The organism is Anaerosporomusa subterranea, assembly GCF_001611555.1.
GTDB classification, from domain to species: domain Bacteria; phylum Bacillota; class Negativicutes; order Sporomusales; family Acetonemataceae; genus Anaerosporomusa; species Anaerosporomusa subterranea.
This window is the reverse complement of the sequence record NZ_LSGP01000025.1, coordinates 95,029-117,471: the sequence shown is the minus strand read 5'-3', so window position 1 is coordinate 117,471 and position 22,443 is coordinate 95,029. Positions and strand designations below refer to the sequence as shown.

The window sequence follows — 22,443 nt, the reverse complement described above, 5'->3', positions numbered from 1 at the left end:
CAGTATAAGTCAACTTTCTATGATTTATTCAGCCTTGTCGAGAAACTTCGTTCCCGGACCGTTTAGAAATGCCCAGATGTTGTCACCTATGAGACAAGTTACTAAAATGAAGCGCTGGGTTTGATAGCATCACTAGGCAGGCTCGCCGACCCAGTAGCGCGTTACCTACGAGACGCAATACCACACACTGATGAAGCCAAGCTGGCTAGTGCCGGTACGCGTACTAGAGGGTACGCTAGCAAGGGGTTGGCGGGCCTATTGCGCAACTCTCGGCCGTCCATGGCCTGCGCGGCACCTGAACGTCCTGTTCAATGGAGTTGGCGGCATACCCCTTGCGGGTGCCAACGGCCGAACGCTAATGCCATCCTTGGCGCGTTCGACACTAGCGCGTCCGTGCGCGTCGCAGATGGGCGTTTATCAACGGTCTGAAAAAATCATGGAATTTTTTCCATGATTTTTTTTGTAGAAACTATAAAGGGATTTTTGCACAAACTAACGAAACGAAGAAAACAAAAGAAAATTTCTACGGACGAAATTCTAGTTGTCCGAGCGATAAGGAGGCAGTATGTCAAAACCTATTCTCGTCATCGGTCATCGCAATCCGGATACGGATTCAATATGCTCAGCAATTGCCTATGCCCATCTTAAGCAGGCCCTCGGGGAAAACGCTTATCCGGCTAGGGCTGGCAAGGTTAATCAAGAAACTAAATTTGTTCTCGAACGCTTTGGCGTACAACCTCCGCCGTTAGTCACCGATTTATATCCTCGTGTTTCTGCGGTAATGCAGGAAGTGCCTGCGACAATTAGCCCGACGGCCACCCTGCGTGAATTGGGCGGACTCATGAAAGATGCTAATGCAAAATCGATTGCTGTCATCAATGGCCAAAGCTTAATCGGCATTGTCAGTGTAAGTGACTTGGCCAAACGCTATTTTGATGAACTCGAGATGCAGGATTTATCAGAGGCAGGAGTCGATTTTGCCGGAGTTTTACGGGCGCTGGATGGGGAATTGCTGTATGGACAAGATTTAGAAAGAACGATTCGGGGAAAGGTCAGAATTGCCGCTGCGCGCACTGCAACTATGCCAAAGTTTATTCAGCCGGGTGACATCGTCCTTGTCGGGGATCGTCATACCGCTCAGCTAGCGTGTATTGAACAGGGAATCGCTTGCCTAATTATTACTGGTGATGCCGACCTAACCAGCGAGGTCCTAAAAGCTGCCAAGACAATGAATACGATTGTTATTCGTTCCCCGTACGATACATACACGAGTGCTCGCCTTGTCAATCAAAGCATTCCTGTGCGGGTGGTGATGCAGCCGAAGGTCATTTCGTTTAAACCGAGTGATCTATTGGCCGATATTCGTCAAGTCATTATCAATACAAACTACCGCAATTACCCAGTCGTTGATCATGGGAAACTAGTGGGCATGATTAATCGGGATCGACTGATCGTACCGCAAAAAGAGAGAGTTATTCTCGTCGATCATAACGAAAAGTCGCAGGCTGTCGAAGGTATTGAAGAAGCGCATATCATTGAAATTATTGACCATCATCGATTAGGTGGCTTGGAAACCAGCGAGCCGATTTACATACGCCACGAACCGGTGGGCAGCACGTCAACTATTGTCGCCAGTATGCATTGGCGGCGGGGTATTGAGATTCCGCCGCCAATTGCTGGGCTTCTGTTATCAGCAATTGTCTCAGATACCTTCTTGTTCCGATCTCCCACTGCGACAGCGCAGGATAAGGAAGTTGCTGAGAAATTAGCGAAAATCGCTGGTCTTTCGCTAGAAGCGTATGGTATGGAAGTGTTGCGGGCGGGATCGCAAATGGATTCACTGTTGCCAATTGAAATTGTGCAAAATGATCTTAAGGAGTTCCAAATCGGCGAGTTCCGAGTATCGATTAGCCAATTTTCCGCACTCGATCCAGCGGCTGTGCTAAAGCGCCGCAATGAGATTCAAACCGCGTTGGAAGACGAAAGAAGACGCGAAGGTTATGACATCTCAGTTTTGATGGTCACAGATATCATGCATGAAGCATCTAATCTGATATTCGCAGGCCAGCCGGCTGCTCTGATCGCAGCAGCGTTTGGTCAGCCTGATGCCAATGGAGTTGTCCATCTGCCTGGAGTCATGTCCCGCAAGAAACAGGTGGTGCCGCCGTTGGTCGAAGCAGCCCGCGAGTTATAAAAAAGCAAACAGACAGCCTTGACACGAATTCGTGTCAAGGCTGTCTGTTTGCTTGTGCTTGTGGTTACATTCCCTGGTTATTCGTCTTGGTATTTTAGCATAAATCTCCAAAAGGCTTCAATTCCAGCCGGTAACAGCGGCTTTGCAGCCAGCGCATAAAAGGTGCGAGTCAAATTAATGTCCGGCAGCAACAGACGGCGCAGTCTTCCAGCCTGCAAGTCGCTTTCAACGGCCCGCCTTGATAAAAAGCTGATGCCGGTTTTTCGCAGAATCAGCTCTTTACAGGCTTCATTGCCGCCTGCCTCGACAGAAATATTCAGAGAATCCCAGCTTATGCCGTGAGCACTAAGGGACTCAGCGACCGTTTTTCTGCTGCCTGAGGACGGCTCTCTCACAATAAGCGGTAACTTCAATAAATCCTGAGCAGACAAATGAACATCTGACGGCAATGGATAATCCGGGTGCGCAACTAGTATCAGTTCATCGTGAAAGATTGGCAGAGCCGAAAACGAACTCGGCGGAAAGCCGATAATAGCAATCGGCAATTCGCCGTTTTCGAACTGACGCAATATGCCGCTGCTGTCGCCGGCAGTTAAAGAAACCGTCATATTTGGCTTGGCTTGAAGAAAGTCACCGATTATTTGAGGCAGAATATAGTGGGCAGGTATCGAGCTGGCGCCGATCTTTAAGTGCCCTGATATTCCCGCTACCAAATTACGCATTTCATTCTCGCTTTTTTCAGCGAGTGCTTGCATGCTAACGGTGGATTCGTAAAGACTCTGTCCGTAAATAGTGGCTGAAACGCCCTTGGCGGTTCTGGTAAACAGAGGACAGCCAAACCGTTTTTCTAAATTATCAATATGAAAGGAGATTGTTGGCTGAGTGAGAGCAAGGCGCTTGGCGGCGCCGGAAAAACTACCCTCATCCACTACCGTCCAAAATACGGAGAGTGACTGCAGATATGACACGTTGACCACCTCACGGAAACTATTCGCCGGAGTCCGATTTTCTCCTCTTACGGAAGGAGAGCTAGGGAAAATATAGAAATAATATGCTGGAGATATAAATATAATCTTAAACAGGGGTGCGGAAAAATCAAGGAGGGGTCATTTTGTCGAGTATCTGTTGGATTCTACTCACCGGTTTAGTCTTCGGCCTCGGTGCGGTACTGCTCGTTAAATTTGGCAATCCTGGTAACTACGGATATTGTGCGGCTTGCCAGTTGCGTGATATTGCCGGTGCCCTCGGCATTCATCAAGTCGCAACCTTACAATACGCGCGACCGGAGATTATGGGCTGGATTATCGGCGCATTTTCCCTAGCAACGGTGCGTGGCGAATTCCGGCCGCGCGGCGGCTCAAATCCCATTATTCGCTTCTTGCTTGGCATGATGATGATGTTAGGCGCTTTAGTGTTTCTAGGCTGCCCGCTGCGCGCGCTTCTTCGCCTGTCAGCAGGAGATCTCAATGGTATAACAGCACTATTTGGCTTTGCCGGCGGCATTGGCGCAGGCATTTGGTTCTTGCAATCAGGCTATAATCTCGGACGCTCCCGCGTCCATGATAACTCAGTACGCTACTTAGGCTATTTGCCGGTCATTGGGGCGATTGTTCTATTGATTGGTGTAGCTATGCAAGCGCCTTTCTTGCAATTCAGTCTCAAAGGGCCCGGTTCGCAGCATGCTCCCTGGTTGATCAGCCTCGTGGCAGGGTTAGCTGCTGGTGTGCTGGCGGCGAAAACTCGGATGTGTTTAAGTGGCGGTGTTCGCGATTACTTATTGGTTCGCGACACATATTTGCTGAAAATTTATGGTGTTATGTTTGTCGCCGCTCTGGCGGCTAATGTCTACTTTGGGCTCTTTAAAATCGGTTTTTCCAATCAGCCTTTGGCCCATAGCATGCATATCTGGAATTTTCTTGGTTTATTTTTGGTTGGGCTAGCGGCTACTCTGGCTGGCGGCTGTCCGTTACGTCAACTGATTCTCTCAGCTGAGGGCAATACAGATGCTTTGGTTTGTGTACTCGGCATGCTGGCAGGTGCTGGCTTGGCGCACGGACTTAATCTGGCAGGCAGCGGGGCAGGGGTAGGAGCTGCCGGACAGATTGCAGTACTTGTCGGTATTGGCCTTACCGCCGCCATCGGTTTCTTGTTTCGTGAAAAGATGGTGGCACTTAAGGAGGCTATCTAGTGATGGAAAATACGTTAGATTTGCGTGGCTTGAGTTGTCCAATACCCCTAATAAAAACGAAACAAGCGATGGAAAAAGCTGATTGTGTGCAGGTAATTCTTGATGAAACTACGCCAAAAGAAAATATTTTAAAATACGCGCGTTCGCAAAGCTTCCAGACCGAGTGCGAGGAAGTCGCCGGCGAATACCGCATTACCATTCGTAAGGTGTAGGCGAGTGGAAATACATGTGATCACTTTCCAATCGGTAGCTCAGGCATTTCGTGCGGAAAAGATTCTTAAAAATCAGGACATCGCTGTCAAGCTAATCCCCATACCCCGCAGCCTTTCGGGCTGTTGCGAGGGCCTTGCCGCAAAAATCGCCGAGCCTGACATTACAGCGGCGGTGGAGGCTTTATCCAAGTCTGGGGTAGAGATGATCCAAAGAGGTGTTCGCGTTAGGGCGGATTGAAACATGAAGCAGGAGTCGGAATGGCTCCTGCTTTTTCTTAACCCTCCGCATACTCTGCGTACTCTGCGGTTAAGTGTCCCTCTCTCCTTAAGGCCCGCCGCCATTTCGCTTATAGCAGGAAAATTTATCTAGTTTGTCCAATACAGCACAGAGCAGCAAAATCTCGCTGCGGATACTTTACTAGGTTGGTGGAATATACTAAGCGTACAATAACGATACAGGAGATGAGGTTGCGATAATGAAACTGCAAAAGGGCGCCATCGTGAATGGCTTTACAGTGACAGACAAACGTTCAGTGCGGGAGGTAAACTCTGAGGCATGGTCGTTTGAACATAAAAAGAGTGGCGCTAAAGTAATTTATCTGGCAAATGATGATGACAATAGAGTTTTTTCGATTAGCTTTCGAACTCCGCCGGCAGATAGCACTGGTTTGCCGCATATCTTGGAGCATTCTGTGCTTTGCGGATCAAGAAAATTCCCCAGCAAAGAGCCATTTGTCGAGCTTGTCAAAGGGTCGTTGAATACCTTTCTCAACGCAATGACTTTTCCCGATAAAACCATGTACCCAGTCGCCAGCAAAAACCCAAAAGATTTTCGAAACTTAATGGATGTGTATCTTGACGCCGTTTTTCATCCTAACTTGTATAATCAGACAGAGATTTTGATGCAAGAAGGCTGGCATTATGAACTGGAATCAAAAGACAAGGAAATTACTTATAAAGGTGTCGTCTATAATGAAATGAAGGGGGCGCTTTCTTCTCCTGACGCGCTTTTGCAGCGCAGAGTGAGGGCGGTATTGTTTCCTGACACAGCCTATGGATTTGAATCAGGCGGCGACCCCGAAGATATCCCTCAGTTGACGCAGGAGCAGTTTGTTGCCTTCCATGAGCGCTATTATCATCCGTCAAACAGCTACATTTTTCTCTACGGCGATTTGGATATTGTTGATACACTGGAATTTATCGACAGTTATCTTGCTGAATATGACGAAGTTGACTGTAACTCGGCAATTCAACACCAAAAGCCTTTTACGCGAACGGTGGAGAAAGAATTAGAGTATCCTGTTTCATCAACAGAAAAACTAGAAGATAAAACGTTTTACAGCCTTTGCTTTGTTGCTGGTGATGCTACTGATCCAGAGCAGTATCTTGGCTTGCAGATTTTGGAGCACTTACTGCTGGAGACTCCGGCTGCTCCGCTAAAACAAGCATTGATTGATGCCGAGGTATGCAAAGATGCGTCTGGAATTCTTGTAGAGAGCATTTTGCAACCGATGATCGGAGTTCGAATCAGCGGCTCAAATCCTGACCAGAAGGATCGCTTTGTCAAAACGGTATATCAAACACTCGAAAAGCTAGTGCGTGAGGGTATTGACAAAAAATTGATTGAGTCATCGATTAATGTTTTTGAGTTTCAACTTCGGGAAGCGAATTATGAGGGAATGCCTAAAGGCCTGGTTTATAATATGAGAGTGATGGACAGCTGGTTATATGATGGTGATCCGCTGGTACATTTAGCCTATGAACCGGTCTTGACCAAAATGAAAACAGCGCTCACTGGTCGCTATTTTGAAAATCTCATCGAGCGTCTGCTGATGGAGAATACTCATCGTGCCTTGGTTATGCTAAAACCACGCCAGGGGTTAGAGGAAGCAAAGTCTGCCAAATTGCGTCAAGAACTGGCCGAATTCAAATCTGGTCTTTCTGAGACAGAACTTAACAAGCTGGTTCGCCGCACAAAAGAGCTGAGACAACGCCAGCAGACGCCTGATTCACCGGAGACATTAGCAAAGATACCTCTGCTGGCAATTGAGGATATCGCGCCCAAGGTAGAGTCTTTGCCATTACAGGAAAAGCGCGAGAACGGCGCTCAGATCCTGTTCCATCCGCAGTTTACGAATCGAATTGCTTATGTTAACCTCTATTTTAGCGTTAGTGCTGTACCTCAAGAACTGCTACCCTATTTGTTTTTGCTGGCCCGTATACTGGGCAAGGTGAGCGCTGGTCAGCTTAGCTACAGTGAATTGTCAAACGAGATTAACATTCATACCGGTGGTATCCAGTTTGATGTGTCTGCATTCTCCTTAAGCAATACAGATGAGCAATTTTCGCCGAAGCTGTTGGTTGAGGCCAAAGCTTTGGTAGAAAAACTGCCTCAGATGTTTGAACTAGTGAGTAAAATCATCAACAAGAGCTGTTATGATGATGAGAAACGGTTAAAAGAAGTGATTCAGGAGACCACAGCTACTTGGGAAAACAGTATAACAGGCTATGGCCAGGCCTTTGTCAGCAATCGCGTGTTGGGCTATTTCTCGCCTGTCGCGCGCTACACAGAGTATGGCATGTTAGACTTTTATCACTTTGTTGCAGACTTGGAGAAAAACTTTCAGTCGAAGGCAAAGGAAATCTCAGCTAAACTTCGGGAAGTAGCTGAGTTGGTATTTGCAAAAAATAATCTATTAGCAAGCATAGCGCTTGAAGAAGAGAGTTACCCCGCCTTTCAGGCTGCTTTTCCGCAGTTCTATGCTGATCTGCCTAGAAGGGACGATAAGCCAGTCAAGTATCAATTCACGCTTTCTCGTGACAATGAAGGGCTTATTACCTCCGGCAAAGTGCAGATGGTCGCGAAAGCTGCCAACTATCGGCGATTGGGCTTTAGTTATCATGGCAGCATGAAGGTTCTTGAAACAATCCTTCGTTACGACTACCTGTGGAGCCAGGTTAGAGTCAAGGGCGGCGCATATGGGGGTTCAGCGAAGTTTGAACGCAATGGTAATCTGGTGTTTTTCTCTTATCGTGATCCCAACCTTAAAGAGACATTAGCTGTTTATGACGAAATGGCGGAGTTCTTAAAACGCTATGACGCTGGCGAGCGGGAAATGATTAAATATATCATTGGTACAATCGGACGACTCGACATACCACTAACGCCATCGATGAAAGCGCAGCGTGCAGCGGAACAGTATATTCGCGGCCTAGCCCAGGCTGACCGACAAAAAGAACGTGACGAAATCCTTCAGGTTAAGTTGGATGATATCCGCAAACTGGCGAAACTAGTAGACGCGGCAATGAAAGAAAATTATCTCTGCGTTTTAGGCAACGAGGAAAAGATCAAGCAAAATAAAACAGTATTTGGTAAGTTAGTTCAGGTATTTGAGTAGTAACCCGCGCCACGGTCGTGGTGCGCGACCGTGGTATTTCAAAGTACTATGAACACAAGCGGCACAAGCGATACACTAGCGACACAAAACGTATGTCCATAGTGGCGCTAGTGCCGTCTCGTGGTACTTGTGTTCCGTCCCTTGCGCAAATCCTTCCCAATACCACACAGTTTATGCTTGCTTTATACGTAAAAAGGCCTCCCCTGCGGGAGGCCTTTCTACTGGCAAGTTACGGATTCACTTTTTCTTTGAAGGTTTGTTTGCCATCTTTCATTTCGATGATAACCGCACTCTTGACAGCGTCATGCGTTGCATTCAGGCTGATTTTACCCGATACAGCGTCATAGTCCTTCGTTTTAGCCAATTCATCTTTAATCTTGACAGGGTCAGCGCTGTTGGCGCGTTCCATGGCTTTGATAACCATCATGGTTGCGTCATATGCAAGGGCTGCGAAAGCATCCGGAGTCTGATTGTATTCTTTTTTGTAGTTCTCAACAAAGGTTTTAACTGCAGGGCTGCTGTCATCAGGAGTATAGTGGTTGCTGAAGAACGAGTTGTTTAACGCTTGGGCACCGGCAATCTCAGGCAGTTTTGCCGAGTCCCAGCCGTCGCCGCCCAGAACCGGAACGTTGAGGCCGAGTTCGCGGGCTTGTTTAATCAACATGCCGACTTCTTGGTAGTAGCCAGGAGCGAAGATAACGTCAGGGTTTTTCGATTTCATTTTCGTCAGAGTGGCCTTAAAGTCGGTATCTTTTTGCAAATAGGCTTCTTCAGAGACGATCGTGCCGCCATTCTTGGTGAACGTTTCTTTGAAGAACTGACCAAGACCTTTGGCATAGTCGCTGGAGTTATCGATGTAAAGAGCAGCTGTTTTTGCTTTCAGTGATTTGCTGGCAAAGTTAGCCATTACAGAACCTTGGAAGGGATCAATAAAGGCTGCGCGGAAGACGAAATCGCGGACTTTACCAGTAGCAGGATCGACAGTGACTTTCGGATTGGAGGCTGTTGGGCTGATGGCAGGGACTTTGCTATCTTGCAGAACCTGTGCACCGGCGATTACGCTTGAAGAAGCAATCGGGGCAATGATAGCGACAACTTTATCTTGGCTGATCAGTTTTTGCATAGCATTGGCAGATTCGGCAGCCTCGCTTTTATTGTCAGCGACAGTCAAGGTGAGTTGCTTGCCGATGACGCCACCTTTGGCATTTACTTCTTTAATGGCAAGTTTCGCGCCATTGCTGGCTGATGAGCCGAAAGTAGCATTGGTACCAGTCATCTCCAGATTAGCGCCTAGTTTAATGACGTCAGCTGGTTTGGAGCCACCGCCGCCGCAACCCGCTAGTGCAAAAACGGCGACAATCAATAAAATACTGAGAATCTGATTCGACTTGTTTGACAAAATACACGCCTCCCATTTTTCCGTCTCTCCTGTCTGACAGGTGTCCGCTCAGAAGAAAACTTTGTAGCAGTACAGTGAATATTATAGGGCTGTACAAGAAAAATGTCTACAAGAAATGAGCGCTCGGAACAGACAAATTGCAAGGATTGGATCAGAATTCTTTCGATTTCATTCGTTTCAGCTTGCTTGAGCAAATAAGTGAATAAATAGCATGACGCAATGTTTTTTTGGGAAGGACAGAAAATGTTTTTTGGGTTCTCTTTACCACTCGTTGAACTCTATGGAACGGTAATTCGCTTCCTGAAAGAATGCCGCAGCGGTTTTCTTATTTATATTGTAAAAAGAGCCCAGCTTGCTGCTGGACTCAGTAAGGATAAACAGAAGCTTAGGCTTGGGCTTAAATTTGCTATTAATTCACTTTGCTGGTTTCCGTTTGGCTAGCAACATCCGCCCGCCGGTGAATATGACAAAGATACCAAAGATTCGCTTCAGTTCAGTTGCGGGTATGTATTGCACGAAATTTGCACTGATCAGAGCGCCGCAGATGGCGCCGGCTGCGAGATAGGCGGCTATACGATAATCAACTAGTTTATCTTGGTGCAGGTGGTAAATGGCAACTAATGAAGTCGGAATGATCACCAGCATCGAGATTCCTTGCGCCATGTGCTGGCCGATGCCGAGAATAAAGACCATGAGCGGCACCATGACGACTCCGCCGCCGATACCCAACAGTCCGCTCATCACCCCGACGATCAGGCCAATACCCACTGTTAACAATACTGTAATCATGAGATTATCATCCTTAATCCGACCAGAATTAACATAAATGCAAATAAACGCTTAAGTTGGTCGGCTGGCAAGCGTTTCATCAATTTGGCGCCGATGCTTGCGCCGACAACACTGCCGGCAATTAGTTGCAAAGCAGTCAGGTAATCTACACTGCCATGTAAACTATAAATTAGACTACTCACGATTGCTGTGGGAATGACTACCGCCAGGGAAATACCCTGCGCCAGATGCTGGGCGATACCAAATACACCCACTAATAGCGGGACGAGAAAGACGCCTCCGCCCACTCCAAGCAATCCGCTGAGAATGCCAATCCCAAAGCCGGTTCCTACCATTTTTGCAGCCTGTGGCAAATCATCATCTCCCTTCTGGCATAATTATACCATATGTGTTTAGTGAGGACAGAGGAAAACTGCTTGCCGGGGTGGAATTGTGGTTAGTGGCCATTTCGACGGGTGGACGAATGTTTGGAGGAATTTCTTATGGAATCAATCGCTACCGAAACTATCCTAATGCTGTTAACGGCAGGCTTTGTTGCCGCGTTTATCGACTCTACCGTTGGTGGCGGCGGACTCATTTCGTTGCCTACGATGCTGTTAATCTTACCGCCAAATTTGGCGTTGGGAACCAATAAACTGGCAGGTACAATCTGTTCATTGACGAGTTCCTACTCTTTTTTTCGGTCAGGAAAAGTTACTATGGAACTTATCCGCTGGCTGTTCTGGCTTTCGCTTGCCGGTTCTATCGCCGGCGCCATGGTTGTGCAAATCATACCATCTCATTTCTTGCGTCCTTTGGTTGTCTGCATGTTAGTTATTGTCGCCATATATACGGTGTTCAAGAAAGAATGGGGCAGTGAATCTACCTATGCTGGATTAAATCGCAGGGTCATGACGATTGGAGCGCTAGTGGCTGCCAGTCTTGGCTTTTACGATGGATTTTTTGGGCCAGGAATGGGATCGTTTCTTATTTTTGCTTTTTTATTTCTTGGCTTTGATTTCGTGGAAGCCTCCGGCAATGCTAAGGCGCTAAATTTAGCTAGCAATATTGGCGCACTGGGCACTTTCCTGATTATGGATTCCGTTGTTTACATTTATGGCTTGATCATGGGGGTCGGCATGCTGATCGGCGCAGTCGTTGGTTCTCAGGTCGCCATTCGCAAAGGGACGACTTATGTCAGACCGTTGTTTTTAACAGTAACGTCATTTATGATAGGCAAACAGATTTGGGATTTATTACGATAAATGCAGACTTGCTTCAGGTGGAGTCTTAACTCCATTTGAAGCTTAGTCGAATTTAGACTGAGGCTCGAAATCTTCGATTTCGTTAAGCCGAAGGCTCCCTTTAGTGGGGACTGAGGCTCGAAATCTTCGATTTCGCTAAGCGAAGGCTCCCTTTAGGGGAATCGAGCTACAGCCTGTTATCCCGGACCTAAGAGGGCGGGGTCTTACAGGCTGTGCGAAGGAGAAAGGGTGATGTAGATGATAAAAGCAGTTTTATTTGATCTGGATGGTACGCTGTTGCCGTTTGACCATGAGTTATTCTTACGGGAATATACGACGTTAATTGGCGGCCACGTCGCTCACCTTGTCAATCCCAGGCAGTTCGTCACTCAGCTTTTGGCCTCAACTGCTGTCATGGTGGCTAACAATAATCCTTCTAGAACTAACCAGACCGTATTTTCCGCAGATTTTTATGCCAAAGTAGGCGTGGATGCATCAACGTTAGAGCTAATCCTTGAAGACTTTTATGTCAGTAAATTTCCCCAGCTTTCAAAGATTGTGCGCCCCAGTGCTGCGGCTAGACGCGCCGTACAAGCTGTTCTTGATCGGGGCTTACAAACGGCTGTAGCAACAAATCCAATCTTTCCTCAGATAGCGGTTGAAGAGCGTTTGCGTTGGGCCGGGGTCTACGATCTACCGTTTGTCCATATCACCTCTTATGAAAAATCACATTTTTGCAAGCCGAATCCAGCGTATTATCTCGAAGTAGCGGCTGCGATTGGGCGGGAGCCTGAGGAATGCCTGATGGTGGGCAATGATGTTGAAGAAGATTTGATTGCGGCTGAAGTAGGCATGAAAACTTACCTAGTCACTGATTGTCTGATCAATGCGAAAAGGTTGACTCGCAGCGCAGATGCGCAAGGGACACTCGATGAACTCGCTGCCTGGCTGCAAGAGGAATCAGCCTTTGCACACTAATTAAGGAGATCAGGCGATGACTGTACAATCCAAGCGTAGCGCCAGAACAGCGGCATCGGCCTATGAGCAAAGTCTCGATGTAAAAACGCGAAAAGCTGGCGGTGTTTACTACACTCCGCCCGATATCATTAGCTATATCCTTAGCCATACGGTTGAACAAGCCGATGTGACAACTAATCCTTTCGTGCGGGTGCTTGATCCCGCTTGCGGTAGTGGTCTTTTTTTATTGGCTGCCTATGATGTGTTACTACGCAAGTTCAGGGAAAATATAGGTTTTCTTCGACGCAAATATGCAGCAGATGAATATGTAATGAAAATCGATGGGAAAAGCATCGTCGCGACCGGCGAAGACTATTGGCGCGAAGAGAACCTGCACCAGCATCTGGTTAGGTTTTGTTTGTTCGGGGCTGACAGTGACGCTGCGGCGTTGGCGCTCGCCGCAGACAGCTTGGCAGCAAAATCCTTGGGGGAAAATATGGTAGCCAATCTCATGCTCTGCGACAGTCTGACCAAATGGGAACAGGAAGAAGGCTTATTTGCAAACTCTGAGGCGATAAGTGAGCTGACAACCTTTTGGGCTACATCCTTTGACTACATTATCGGCAATCCGCCATATATACCGGTGACCCGTATGAACTCCAGTCAGAAGGCCTATTACCGGGCTAACTATCAGTGTGCCGAGGGCAGACTCAATACATTTGCATTATTTGTGGAGCGGGCAATTGAAAAAGCGTCAGGTAAGATTGGTCTGATTGTGCCTAGTCGACTGTTGCTGAACACACAGTATGGCGCCATTAGACGTCATATTCTCAGTCAGACGACACTTGAGCTTGTACACGAAGCGAAGGAAGGCATATTTGAGGATGTTGTTGTCGACACGGTGGTCTTGATCATGGCAAAAGGTTGCCCACGCGACGCAGCCGGACAAGTCGTCATCGAACGCCAGCAACAAGGATTGACAATTGCTGAGACTTTGGATGCTAACGCATTGTTGGCAGCGTCAAATAGCTTTATTTCGTTTGCCGCTGGCCGCACAGAGACGTTAGCGGTTGCTGCGCTTGAGCGACTTTCCGTCCCGTTAGGCGATATTGCTGATATTCGGGACGGAATCATTCAGGGGGCAGTCGGCGCTGAGCTTTTTCTCGGCGATCAGCTCCAGTCAGATTCGCGCTGCAAGCCGGTTCTATTCGGTCATATGATTGAGCCTTATTTTTGCCACCGTCAGAATGAATATATCTGGTATGATCCGACCGCATTAACTGAACTGGAAAATTCCCGGACACAGGGGCGAGGTCGTGGGCTTCGACTGCGGTCGGCAGCCGTTTTTCAACGTCCCAAAATACTTTCACGGCAAACAGCAGATCATATCATCGCAGCGATGGATGATCAGGGTTATTATTATATGAATACTTTGCACGGAACCGCGATCACTGATTCCTCATTCGATCCCTGGTATGTACTAGCTGTGATGAACTCAGCGCTGATTCGCTGCTGGTACGCATGGCGATTCGCCGAGACGGGTCGCAGTTTTGCCCAGGTAAAAATAGCTAATCTGAAAACCTTGCCTGTTTTACTGCTGGAACCAGAGCAGAGACAAAAAATTGCCCTATTAGCCCGGCAAGTCGCTTCCGCCCGGAAGCAGGGCCAAGATTATCGATTCCTACTGCCAGAAATTGATGATATACTATATAGCTATAGTAGTCTGGACAAACAGACTGTTCAAATTATGCAAGAATTTATCAACAAGATCAGCGCACAAACGGTGCGGCGTCGAACACGGAGGGAAAACAATGTCAACACCATCGATTGAATATATCCTGAATTCCTTGAACCCGACACAACGGGAAGCCGCCATGTGCACAGAAGGGCCGCTGTTGGTTGTCGCTGGGGCCGGCTCAGGCAAGACGCGGGTGTTAACCTGCCGGATTGCCTATCTGATGAGCAAAGGCGTGGCGCCGTACCGCATTCTATCGATCACATTTACTAACAAGGCTGCTGCTGAAATGCGTGAACGCGTGGAAAGTATGGTTGGCCATGCGGCTAAAGATGTGTGGCTCAGCACTTTTCATGCATTTTGCGCCCGGTTTTTGCGGATGGAGATCGACCAGTTGGGTGGCTACAATAGCCATTTTACGATTTATGACTCAGGCGATAGTCTGGCATTAATCAAAACCTGTCTCAAAGAACTGAATCTTGACGACAAAACCTACCAGCCGTATAGTGTCCAAGCCAGCATCTCCAACGCCAAGAACGCGCTGATTGACGCGAAGGAGTTCAGCCGCCAGGCAGATACGTTCCATGCGCGCAAACTGGCGGAGGTGTACTCGTTGTATGTGCAAAAACTGCGCAATAATAACGCACTGGATTTTGATGATTTGCTATTAATCTCGGTTCGTTTGCTGCAAAATAACGATGAAGTCCGCGCCAAGTACCAGGAGAAATTTCAATATGTCTTAGTTGACGAATATCAGGATACCAACCGTCCACAGTACCTTTTGGCTAAAATCCTGTCAGAGAAACACCGCAATTTATGTGTTGTAGGCGACGCGGATCAAAGCATCTATGCTTGGCGTGGAGCTGATATCCGCAACATCCTGGACTTTGAATCCGATTATCCGGATGCGAAAATCGTCAAACTCGAGCAAAACTACCGTTCAACTCAAACTATCCTCGATGCGGCCAATGCGGTCATTGAACGCAACACCACCCGCAAGCCCAAATCACTTTGGACAGAAAATCCCGAAGGCGAGCGGATTGCTTATTACAACGCGCGGGACGAGCGGGATGAGGCTACTCATATAGCCAATACCATCAATCACCTAAATACCGTATGGCGGGTACCGTATCGCGAAATGGCTGTCCTGTATCGGACCAATGCCCAGTCGCGAGCCATCGAGGAAGCGTTCATGCAGTTTGCCCTGCCTTATGTCATGGTTGGTGGACTGAAATTCTATGAACGCAAGGAAATCAAAGACATTATTGCCTATTTGCGTGTGATCAATAACCCGACCGATACGGTCAGTCTGCAGCGCATTATCAATGTGCCCAAACGCGGCATTGGCGATACGACAGTCAGACGCTTGAACGACTATGCGGCAGCCCATCAGCTGAGCTTATTTGACGTTATTTCCAACCCTGACCTCGTCCCAGACCTTACTGCTCGGGCGAAGACTCAGTTGGAGAACTTGGCCGAATTCATCTTTCTCAAAATGGGCAAAGCTGCTTCTATGCCGGTGGCTGATTTGCTGAATGGAGTCATCACCGATTCCGGCTACCTGGCTGAATTGGAACAGGAGCAAGACCCGCAAGCCGATGCCCGTATCGAAAATTTGAAGGAATTACTAAGTGTGGCCAAGAAATTCGCCACAGCTGATGTGGAAGATACCTTAGATAACTTCCTTAGCACAGTGGCGCTGGTATCAGATATCGATACTGCTGATACATCAGGTGAGTCAATTACGTTAATGACTCTGCACTCAGCTAAAGGTCTCGAGTATCCGCATGTTTTCATGGCTGGTATGGAAGAGGGTTTATTCCCGCACTCCCGCACCTTGATGAACGAGGTTGAAATTGAAGAAGAACGCAGGCTTTGCTATGTGGGTATCACGCGGGCGCAACGTCGGTTGTATATTTCAAATGCTAGACAGAGAATGATATTTGGCAATACTGTTATGTACCCGCCTTCGCGTTTTTTGCAGGAAATCCCTCGCGCATTGCTGGAGGATGTTAATCAACGGAAAACAGCCGCCAGGCCGCAGGTGAACAGCGGAACTTGCCGCCCGCTGACAATGACGTCAGCGCCGACTCGCCCTGCACCAGTGATCGCATCCGCCCCTTCGGTAGCGCGCACGACGACCACAGCTGCGACCGGAGGCCGGACAGACTGGCGCGCTGGTGACAAGGCCATGCACCCCAAGTGGGGAGTGGGTACTGTAGTTGCGACAAAGGGAAGCGGCGAAACGCTGGAAATCCAGATCGCTTTTCCAGGTTCAGGAATACGTAACCTAATGGCAGTGATGGCACCAATTCAAAAAGTGTAACAGAGGCTGTTACAAAACGCCCATCTGCGTTGTTAGCCCTGCGGGAGCGCGCTTGCCGTACCCTGCGAACGTACTGATGCTATTAAGTTCTAGTTCTACAGGTCGCAAATCAGTCTCATAGGTAACAAAGCCTGCGCGCGCTTCCTCGGGCTGCCTAGTGATACTATCCAACCCAACGCTTCATATTGATAACCTATCTCATAGGTGACAACATCTGGACATTTTCTAACAGCCTCCAGTAAGTATCTCCGATAAGGGAGTGACATGATGGCAGACCAACAAAATCCGATTCAGCAGGCCGAAGAACTGCGGCAGCTGATGGATACACGTAGCCGTATTAAAGAGCTAAAAGAAAAGATCGAATACCATAATAAGAAGTATTACGAAGAAGACGCGCCAGAAATCAGCGACTTTGAATACGACATGATGCTTCGTGAACTCGAGAATCTTGAACGTGATAATCCTGAGCTAGTGACGCCAGAATCGCCTACAAAACGAGTTGGCGGGCGGGCTAAACGCGAAGTTGGCAAGCAAGTTGCTCATGACATACCCATGCTTTCCCTTGATGACAAGTTTTCAAGAGAAGAAGTAGCAGATTTTATCAAAAAAATGCAGAAAGAACTTGATAGTCCAGTATTCATTGTGGAACACAAGATTGATGGCCTTTCTGTTGCACTACGGTACAAGGATGGAAAGTTTGTACAAGGTATGACCCGTGGCGACGGGATTAGTTATGGCGAAGATATAACTGAAAACCTCAGGATGATAGATACTGTACCCCGAAAAATTCCGGAAAAACTGCCTTACCTTGAAGTGCGCGGCGAAGTTTATATGGATAATGATGCATTCGAGGCTGTAAATGAGCGACAAGAAGAACTAGAGGGTAAAATATTTGCTAATCCGAGAAATTGTGCAGCTGGCACTATGCGCCAACTAGACCCAGATGTTGTCGCTGAAAGAAATTTGTCGATTTTTGTTTTTAATCTCCAGACGGTTGAAGGAAAGACCTTTTCGTCTCACGCCGAAACACTTGACTGGTTGTCTAAGCAAGGATTTACAGCGCCACAATACGTTAAATGTACCACAGAGGAAGAAGTCTGGGACGCTATTTGTTTAATAGGTGAAACTCGCGGAGAGTTACCATTTGGTATAGATGGTGCGGTCGTTAAAGTAGACAACCTAGCAGATCGACAGAAATTGGGTGCCACTTCAAAAGTACCTAGGTGGGCAGTTGCGTACAAATATCCTCCAGAAGAAAAACAGACTAAGGTGTTGAATATTGAAGTCAATGTTGGCCGAACCGGAAGACTAACTCCGTTGGCTATTTTACATCCCGTCAGATTGGCAGGCACGACTGTATCACGCGCATCTTTGCACAACCAAGATCAGATTAACCGTCTAGATATACGTATTGGAGATACTGTCATCGTGCGTAAAGCAGCGGAAATCATTCCGGAAATTGTCAGTGTAGTAAAAGAACAACGGCCAGATGGAACTGAACCGTTCAAAATTCCAGATAAGTGTCCAGTTTGTGGAGCACCTGCTTTTAGAGGTGAAGATGGAGCTGATATCCGTTGTAGCGGGATCAACTGTCCAGCCCAACTTGCGCGACTTATTATTCATTTTGCTTCACGCGGAGCAATGGATATAGATGGCCTCGGTCCGGCTGCTGTCCATTCACTTATGGACAAGGGATATATAAAGGATATTGCAGATATATTTTATCTTAAAGATTATCGTGAGGATTTTCTTGCAAATGGCATTATTCCACGCCCGCGGAAGGAAATTGCACTTCGGAAGGATGGGCGGCCTCGAAAACAGAAGCAACCTGATTACACTGATAGCACCAATAATCTTCTTAATGCCATAGAGAGAGCAAAAGAGCAGAGCCTTGAGCGTCTCATAAATGGGTTCGGTATACCTAATATAGGTAAACATACCGGGCATATTTTGGAGGAAAACTTTCCTGACATATATGCTATTGCAAAGATTAGCTATGATAAATATAAACAACTGAAAGATACCGAGAAACAACTAAAGAAAGAACGCAATAAAATCGAAAGGAATCTGAAGCTTTCTGCGGAACCAGAGGATTCAGAGATGCTTAGCGATGTGGAAAAACAGCTAAGTGATGTCGAAAAGGAACTAAAGGAAAACGGAGACATCAAAGGGATTGGAGAAGTAAGTATTAAAGCTATTTCAGACTTTTTTGCTCAACCCCAAACCCATACTATACTTGAGCGACTTGAAAAAGCCGGCGTTAATATGAAATCAAGAATATCAAATAAAGCGATTGATAACCGGTTTGAAGGTGCAACATTTGTTCTTACAGGGACATTGCCGACAATGAGTCGGGAAGAAGCATCTCAACTAATTCAAGCACACGGTGGGCGAGTTACTGGTAGCGTATCAAAGAAGACGACCTATTTACTCGCAGGCGAGGGTGCCGGAGACAAGTTGAATAAGGCTGAGGCGCTTGGAGTTAAAGTTCTTACAGAAGCGGATCTGGCTATGATCAGATAAAGCAGACTTAGCTTCAGGTGGGGTTTTACCCCATCTGAAGGTTAGTCGCCCTTATCCAGGGACTTAGCCGCTCTTAACCCCCACTTGTAGAAGTGGGCGTCTTAGAGCGGGTTAGTCATCGGATAAAGTGGACTCTAAGAGCTGGCCGGGCTGAAGAAAGCTCGGCCTGTAGCTTTTGGATTTTATAGACAAATGTGGTATAATTAGCTTTATATTGACGAAATGCAATATCAGAGAGGTGAACCAAATGCAGATTACACGCAAAGACGTGGAACAGGTCGCAATTTTGTCCAGGCTTGACATTGCTGAGGCTGATGTGCAGAAGTTTACTGGACAATTGAATGACATCTTGGGGTATATTGAAGTTTTGAACAAAGTGGATACTGAGGAGGTTGAGCCAACCGCTCACGTCCTGCAATTGAAGAATGTTATGCGCCCAGACACTTCTTGCCCGTCGCTTGAACGCGAATTAGCGCTGTCCAACGCGCCAGAGCAGGAAGACGGTTACTTTAAAGTTCCGAAGATTATAGAAGGATAGGAGGGACAGCAGTGGATTTATATCAATCAACAGCCCATGACTTGCACAAGAAGCTGTTGGCCCGTGAAGTGTCGGCAACAGATATTGTTAAAGATGTATTCTCTCGCATAGATTCTGTGGAATCTACGGTCAAGGCTTACATAACAGAAACACGTGAAAGTGCGCTGAATCAGGCTGCCGCTGTCGATGGAAAACTGGCTCGCGGTGAGTCGATAGCACCGCTGGCCGGAATTCCCGGTGCATTGAAAGACAATATTTGCGTAAAAGGAGCTAAAACTACCTGCGCTTCGAAAATGCTGGCTAATTTCGTGCCGCCGTATGATGCCACAGTGACTGCTAAACTGTTGTCAGCAGATGCCGTCATTGTCGGTAAGTCAAATTTGGACGAGTTCGCCATGGGCTCTTCTACCGAAAACTCAGCGTTCTTTGTTACTCGTAACCCTTGGGATACGAATACAGTACCAGGCGGGTCAAGTGGCGGCTCGGCCGCTGCCGTTGCCGCTGGCGAGGCCATCTGGGCGTTAGGTTCGGACACAGGTGGTTCGATCCGCCAACCTGCGGCGTATTGTGGTCTGGTCGGCCTGAAGCCAACCTATGGCTTGGTATCCCGTTATGGCCTAGTGGCTTATGCATCTTCGTTGGATCAGATTGGATCTATCACCCGTGATGTGACTGATTGCGCGTTAGTCATGAATGCTATTGCTGGCTATGACGCGAAGGATTCAACCTCGATCAATGCAGCGGTTCCCGATTACACAGCGGCGCTGGCCGGTGGCGTAAAAGGCTTGACCATTGGTTTGCCGCGTGAATATTTTGGCGCAGGCATGGATTCCGCAGTTCGGCAAGCCGTGGAGACTGCGGTCAAACAGCTAGAATCTGCTGGTGCCACAGTCAAGGAAGTATCGATGCCGAATACCGAGTACGCCCTTTCAACGTATTATTTGATCGCTACCGCTGAAGCCAGTTCTAACCTAGCTCGGTTTGATGGTGTAAGCTACGGTTTCCGGGGCGAGGGCAACGATATTGTCAGCATGTATAAGAATTCGCGTACACAAGGTTTTGGCGACGAGGTTCTTCGCCGCATCATGCTTGGAACCTATGCGCTAAGCTCGGGCTATTATGACGCTTATTATATGAAAGCGCTAAAAGTTCGCACTCTCATCAAACAGGACTTTGACCGGGCGTTTGCAGATGTCGATATACTGGCAACCCCAACAACACCGCGGACAGCGTTCCGTATCGGTGAAAAGGTCAATGATCCGTTCACCATGTATCTGGAAGATGTTTGCACCGTGCCGATCAATCTGGCTGGTGTGCCGGCGCTGTCGCTGCCATGCGGCTTTACGGGAGGGCTCCCCATCGGACTGCAACTGATTGGCCGTCCGCTAGGTGAGGAGACTCTGCTGCGGGCTGGCTATGCGTACGAACAAATGAATGACTTCCGGGGCAAGCTGGCTCCGTTGGGAGGTGTGGCTTAATGAATTGGGAAGTTGTCGTTGGACTTGAAGTCCACACCGAGTTGAAGACCGAATCTAAGATTTTCTGCGGTTGTAGTACCCGATTTGGCGCAGATCAGAACACCAATGTCTGCCCGGTGTGCCTGGGCCTGCCAGGTGTGCTGCCTGTGCTTAATGAGAAAGTCGTCGAATTCGCCATCCGTACTGGCTTGGCGCTTAATTGCAAAATATTGCCGTTTAGCAAATTTGACCGTAAAAATTACTATTACCCCGATTTGCCAAAAAACTTTCAGACTTCGCAATATGACCTTCCGATCGCAGTCGACGGCTATCTCGATATTGAAGTGAACGGCCAGACCCGACGCATCGGGATCACCCGCGTGCATATGGAAGAAGATGCGGGTAAGCTTGTCCACTCAGGGACGATTTCACGTTCTGAATATGCGCTAGTTGACTATAACCGGACCGGGGTTCCTCTGCTGGAGATCGTATCCGAGCCTGACCTGCGTTCACCAGAAGAAGCGAAAGCCTATCTAGAAAAAATGAAGACGATTCTTGAATACATCGATGTCTCTGACTGCAAGATGGAAGAGGGCAGCCTGCGCTGTGATGCCAACATCTCGCTACGGCCAGTTGGTGAAGAAAAGCTTGGCGTAAAAGCAGAGCTGAAAAATCTCAATTCCTTCCGCTCAGTGCAAAAGGGACTCGAATATGAAGTCATGCGACACACCGACGTTCTCGAAAGCGGTGGCCGCATCGTGCAAGAAACGCGGACCTGGGACGAAGCCAAAGGGATTACGCTATCGATGCGTAGTAAAGAGCAAGCTCACGATTACCGCTATTTTCCTGAGCCAGATCTGCCGCCGGTTGTGGTTGATCCAGAACGGGTGGAAGCAATCCGCCGCAGCTTGCCTGAATTGCCTGAGTCACGGCAAAAACGGTTGATGGCTGAACATGGACTTTCGTCATACGATGCAGAAGTCATTACCGCCAGCCGCGCCATGGCTGATTACTTTGACGCTACGGTCAAGCTAGGTGTGGATGCTAAACAAGCAGCCAACTGGCTAATGGGCGATGTGTCCAAACACCTAAATGCTGCAGGCCTGAGCATTGCTGAAAGCCCGGTTTCGCCTGAAAAACTGGCAGTTTTGCTAGGCATGCTAGACAAAGGTGCGATTTCTGGTAAAATCGCTAAAACGGTATTTGAAGATATGTGGGAGACAGGTAAAGACGCTGCTACCATTGTTGCTGAAAAAGGATTATCCCAGATCAGTAATGAAGGAGAAATTATCGCCATTGTCGATGCTGTTCTAGCTGCAAACCCGCAATCTGTCGCCGATTTCAAAGCAGGCAAAGAAAGAGCTATTGGTTTCCTTGTTGGTCAAATCATGAAGCAAACCAAAGGCCGTGCAAATCCAGATTTGGTCAATCGTCTGCTGAAAGAACGAATGGTATAAAATATGGATACATCAAAGAAAACCGCCTAATGAATAGGGCGGTTTTC

17 protein-coding genes are annotated in these 22,443 nt (G+C 47.8%); 13 read left to right on the top strand and 4 right to left on the bottom strand.

The window, feature by feature from the left end; genetic code table 11:
• Window positions 1-565 precede the first annotated feature (565 nt).
• Window positions 566-2,194 carry a putative manganese-dependent inorganic diphosphatase gene (locus tag AXX12_RS15490; RefSeq protein WP_066244721.1) on the top strand — a complete coding sequence of 543 codons (1,629 nt, stop codon included), beginning with the start codon at window positions 566-568 and terminating at the stop codon, window positions 2,192-2,194.
• 77 nt (window positions 2,195-2,271) lie between these two features.
• On the opposite strand, the gene AXX12_RS15485 is transcribed toward AXX12_RS15490, so the two are convergent.
• The gene (locus tag AXX12_RS15485) at window positions 2,272-3,162 is read right to left on the bottom strand and encodes a LysR family transcriptional regulator (RefSeq protein ID WP_066244719.1); all 891 of its coding nucleotides are present in this window, start codon (window positions 3,160-3,162) and stop codon (window positions 2,272-2,274) included.
• A 143-nt stretch (window positions 3,163-3,305) separates the two neighbouring features.
• Here AXX12_RS15485 and yedE point away from each other — a divergent pair, with 143 nt between their 5' ends.
• From yedE to AXX12_RS15465, 4 genes are all read left to right on the top strand, one after another.
• Window positions 3,306-4,382 carry a YedE family putative selenium transporter gene (yedE, locus tag AXX12_RS15480; protein ID WP_066244718.1) on the top strand — a complete coding sequence of 359 codons (1,077 nt, stop codon included), beginning with the start codon at window positions 3,306-3,308 and terminating at the stop codon, window positions 4,380-4,382.
• A gap of 2 nt (window positions 4,383-4,384) precedes the next feature.
• Entirely contained in the window at window positions 4,385-4,594 is a 210-nt protein-coding gene (locus tag AXX12_RS15475; protein WP_066244716.1) for a sulfurtransferase TusA family protein, read from the top strand.
• Window positions 4,595-4,598: 4 nt separating this feature from the next.
• Window positions 4,599-4,832 carry a DUF3343 domain-containing protein gene (locus tag AXX12_RS15470; protein ID WP_066244714.1) on the top strand — a complete coding sequence of 78 codons (234 nt, stop codon included), beginning with the start codon at window positions 4,599-4,601 and terminating at the stop codon, window positions 4,830-4,832.
• A 238-nt stretch (window positions 4,833-5,070) separates the two neighbouring features.
• Entirely contained in the window at window positions 5,071-7,992 is a 2,922-nt protein-coding gene (locus AXX12_RS15465; RefSeq protein WP_066244713.1) for an insulinase family protein, read from the top strand.
• Window positions 7,993-8,221: 229 nt separating this feature from the next.
• Here AXX12_RS15465 and AXX12_RS15460 read toward each other — a convergent pair whose 3' ends face one another.
• From AXX12_RS15460 to AXX12_RS15445, 3 genes are all read right to left on the bottom strand, one after another.
• Entirely contained in the window at window positions 8,222-9,355 is a 1,134-nt protein-coding gene (locus AXX12_RS15460; RefSeq protein ID WP_407922278.1) for an ABC transporter substrate-binding protein, read from the bottom strand.
• Between the two features lie 450 nt (window positions 9,356-9,805).
• Complete coding sequence (locus tag AXX12_RS15450; RefSeq protein WP_074431384.1) at window positions 9,806-10,180, bottom strand: sulfite exporter TauE/SafE family protein; 375 nt, start codon at window positions 10,178-10,180, stop codon at window positions 9,806-9,808.
• Window positions 10,177-10,533 carry a sulfite exporter TauE/SafE family protein gene (locus AXX12_RS15445; RefSeq protein WP_074431383.1) on the bottom strand — a complete coding sequence of 119 codons (357 nt, stop codon included), beginning with the start codon at window positions 10,531-10,533 and terminating at the stop codon, window positions 10,177-10,179. The genes AXX12_RS15450 and AXX12_RS15445 overlap by 4 nt, the downstream gene beginning before the upstream one ends.
• Window positions 10,534-10,662: 129 nt before the next feature.
• Here AXX12_RS15445 and AXX12_RS15440 point away from each other — a divergent pair, with 129 nt between their 5' ends.
• From AXX12_RS15440 to gatB, 8 genes are all read left to right on the top strand, one after another.
• Window positions 10,663-11,424 (top strand): TSUP family transporter, encoded by a 762-nt coding sequence (locus tag AXX12_RS15440; protein ID WP_066244708.1) that lies wholly within the window; start codon window positions 10,663-10,665, stop codon window positions 11,422-11,424.
• A 237-nt stretch (window positions 11,425-11,661) separates the two neighbouring features.
• A complete protein-coding gene (locus AXX12_RS15435; RefSeq protein WP_066244706.1) occupies window positions 11,662-12,381 on the top strand; it encodes an HAD family hydrolase in 720 nt (239 codons plus the stop codon).
• Between the two features lie 16 nt (window positions 12,382-12,397).
• Window positions 12,398-14,191: an Eco57I restriction-modification methylase domain-containing protein gene (locus AXX12_RS15430; protein WP_066244704.1), complete on the top strand. Its 1,794-nt coding sequence runs from the start codon at window positions 12,398-12,400 to the stop codon at window positions 14,189-14,191.
• Window positions 14,172-16,421 (top strand): DNA helicase PcrA, encoded by a 2,250-nt coding sequence (gene pcrA, locus AXX12_RS15425; RefSeq protein WP_066244702.1) that lies wholly within the window; start codon window positions 14,172-14,174, stop codon window positions 16,419-16,421. Before AXX12_RS15430 ends, pcrA begins: the two co-directional genes overlap by 20 nt.
• Window positions 16,422-16,685: 264 nt before the next feature.
• A complete protein-coding gene (gene ligA, locus AXX12_RS15420; RefSeq protein ID WP_082816915.1) occupies window positions 16,686-18,944 on the top strand; it encodes an NAD-dependent DNA ligase LigA in 2,259 nt (752 codons plus the stop codon).
• A 247-nt stretch (window positions 18,945-19,191) separates the two neighbouring features.
• A complete protein-coding gene (gene gatC, locus AXX12_RS15415; RefSeq protein ID WP_066244698.1) occupies window positions 19,192-19,482 on the top strand; it encodes an Asp-tRNA(Asn)/Glu-tRNA(Gln) amidotransferase subunit GatC in 291 nt (96 codons plus the stop codon).
• An 11-nt stretch (window positions 19,483-19,493) separates the two neighbouring features.
• A complete protein-coding gene (gene gatA, locus AXX12_RS15410; protein WP_066244696.1) occupies window positions 19,494-20,960 on the top strand; it encodes an Asp-tRNA(Asn)/Glu-tRNA(Gln) amidotransferase subunit GatA in 1,467 nt (488 codons plus the stop codon).
• The gene (gatB, locus tag AXX12_RS15405) at window positions 20,960-22,396 is read left to right on the top strand and encodes an Asp-tRNA(Asn)/Glu-tRNA(Gln) amidotransferase subunit GatB (RefSeq protein WP_066244694.1); all 1,437 of its coding nucleotides are present in this window, start codon (window positions 20,960-20,962) and stop codon (window positions 22,394-22,396) included. The genes gatA and gatB overlap by 1 nt, the downstream gene beginning before the upstream one ends.
• Window positions 22,397-22,443: the final 47 nt, after the last annotated feature.

What these genes read in the sequence shown, in the direction of transcription:
- AXX12_RS15450 (WP_074431384.1), bottom strand. Translation starts at nt 10,180, where the DNA reads ATGATTACAGTATTGTTAACAGTGGGTATTGGCCTGATCGTCGGGGTG.
- AXX12_RS15435 (WP_066244706.1), top strand. Translation starts at nt 11,662, where the DNA reads ATGATAAAAGCAGTTTTATTTGATCTGGATGGTACGCTGTTGCCGTTT.
- AXX12_RS15430 (WP_066244704.1), top strand. Translation starts at nt 12,398, where the DNA reads ATGACTGTACAATCCAAGCGTAGCGCCAGAACAGCGGCATCGGCCTAT.
- gatC (WP_066244698.1), top strand. Translation starts at nt 19,192, where the DNA reads ATGCAGATTACACGCAAAGACGTGGAACAGGTCGCAATTTTGTCCAGG.
- gatB (WP_066244694.1), top strand. Translation starts at nt 20,960, where the DNA reads ATGAATTGGGAAGTTGTCGTTGGACTTGAAGTCCACACCGAGTTGAAG.
- AXX12_RS15440 (WP_066244708.1), top strand. Translation starts at nt 10,663, where the DNA reads ATGGAATCAATCGCTACCGAAACTATCCTAATGCTGTTAACGGCAGGC.
- ligA (WP_082816915.1), top strand. Translation starts at nt 16,686, where the DNA reads ATGATGGCAGACCAACAAAATCCGATTCAGCAGGCCGAAGAACTGCGG.
- pcrA (WP_066244702.1), top strand. Translation starts at nt 14,172, where the DNA reads ATGTCAACACCATCGATTGAATATATCCTGAATTCCTTGAACCCGACA.
- AXX12_RS15490 (WP_066244721.1), top strand. Translation starts at nt 566, where the DNA reads ATGTCAAAACCTATTCTCGTCATCGGTCATCGCAATCCGGATACGGAT.
- AXX12_RS15475 (WP_066244716.1), top strand. Translation starts at nt 4,385, where the DNA reads ATGGAAAATACGTTAGATTTGCGTGGCTTGAGTTGTCCAATACCCCTA.
- AXX12_RS15465 (WP_066244713.1), top strand. Translation starts at nt 5,071, where the DNA reads ATGAAACTGCAAAAGGGCGCCATCGTGAATGGCTTTACAGTGACAGAC.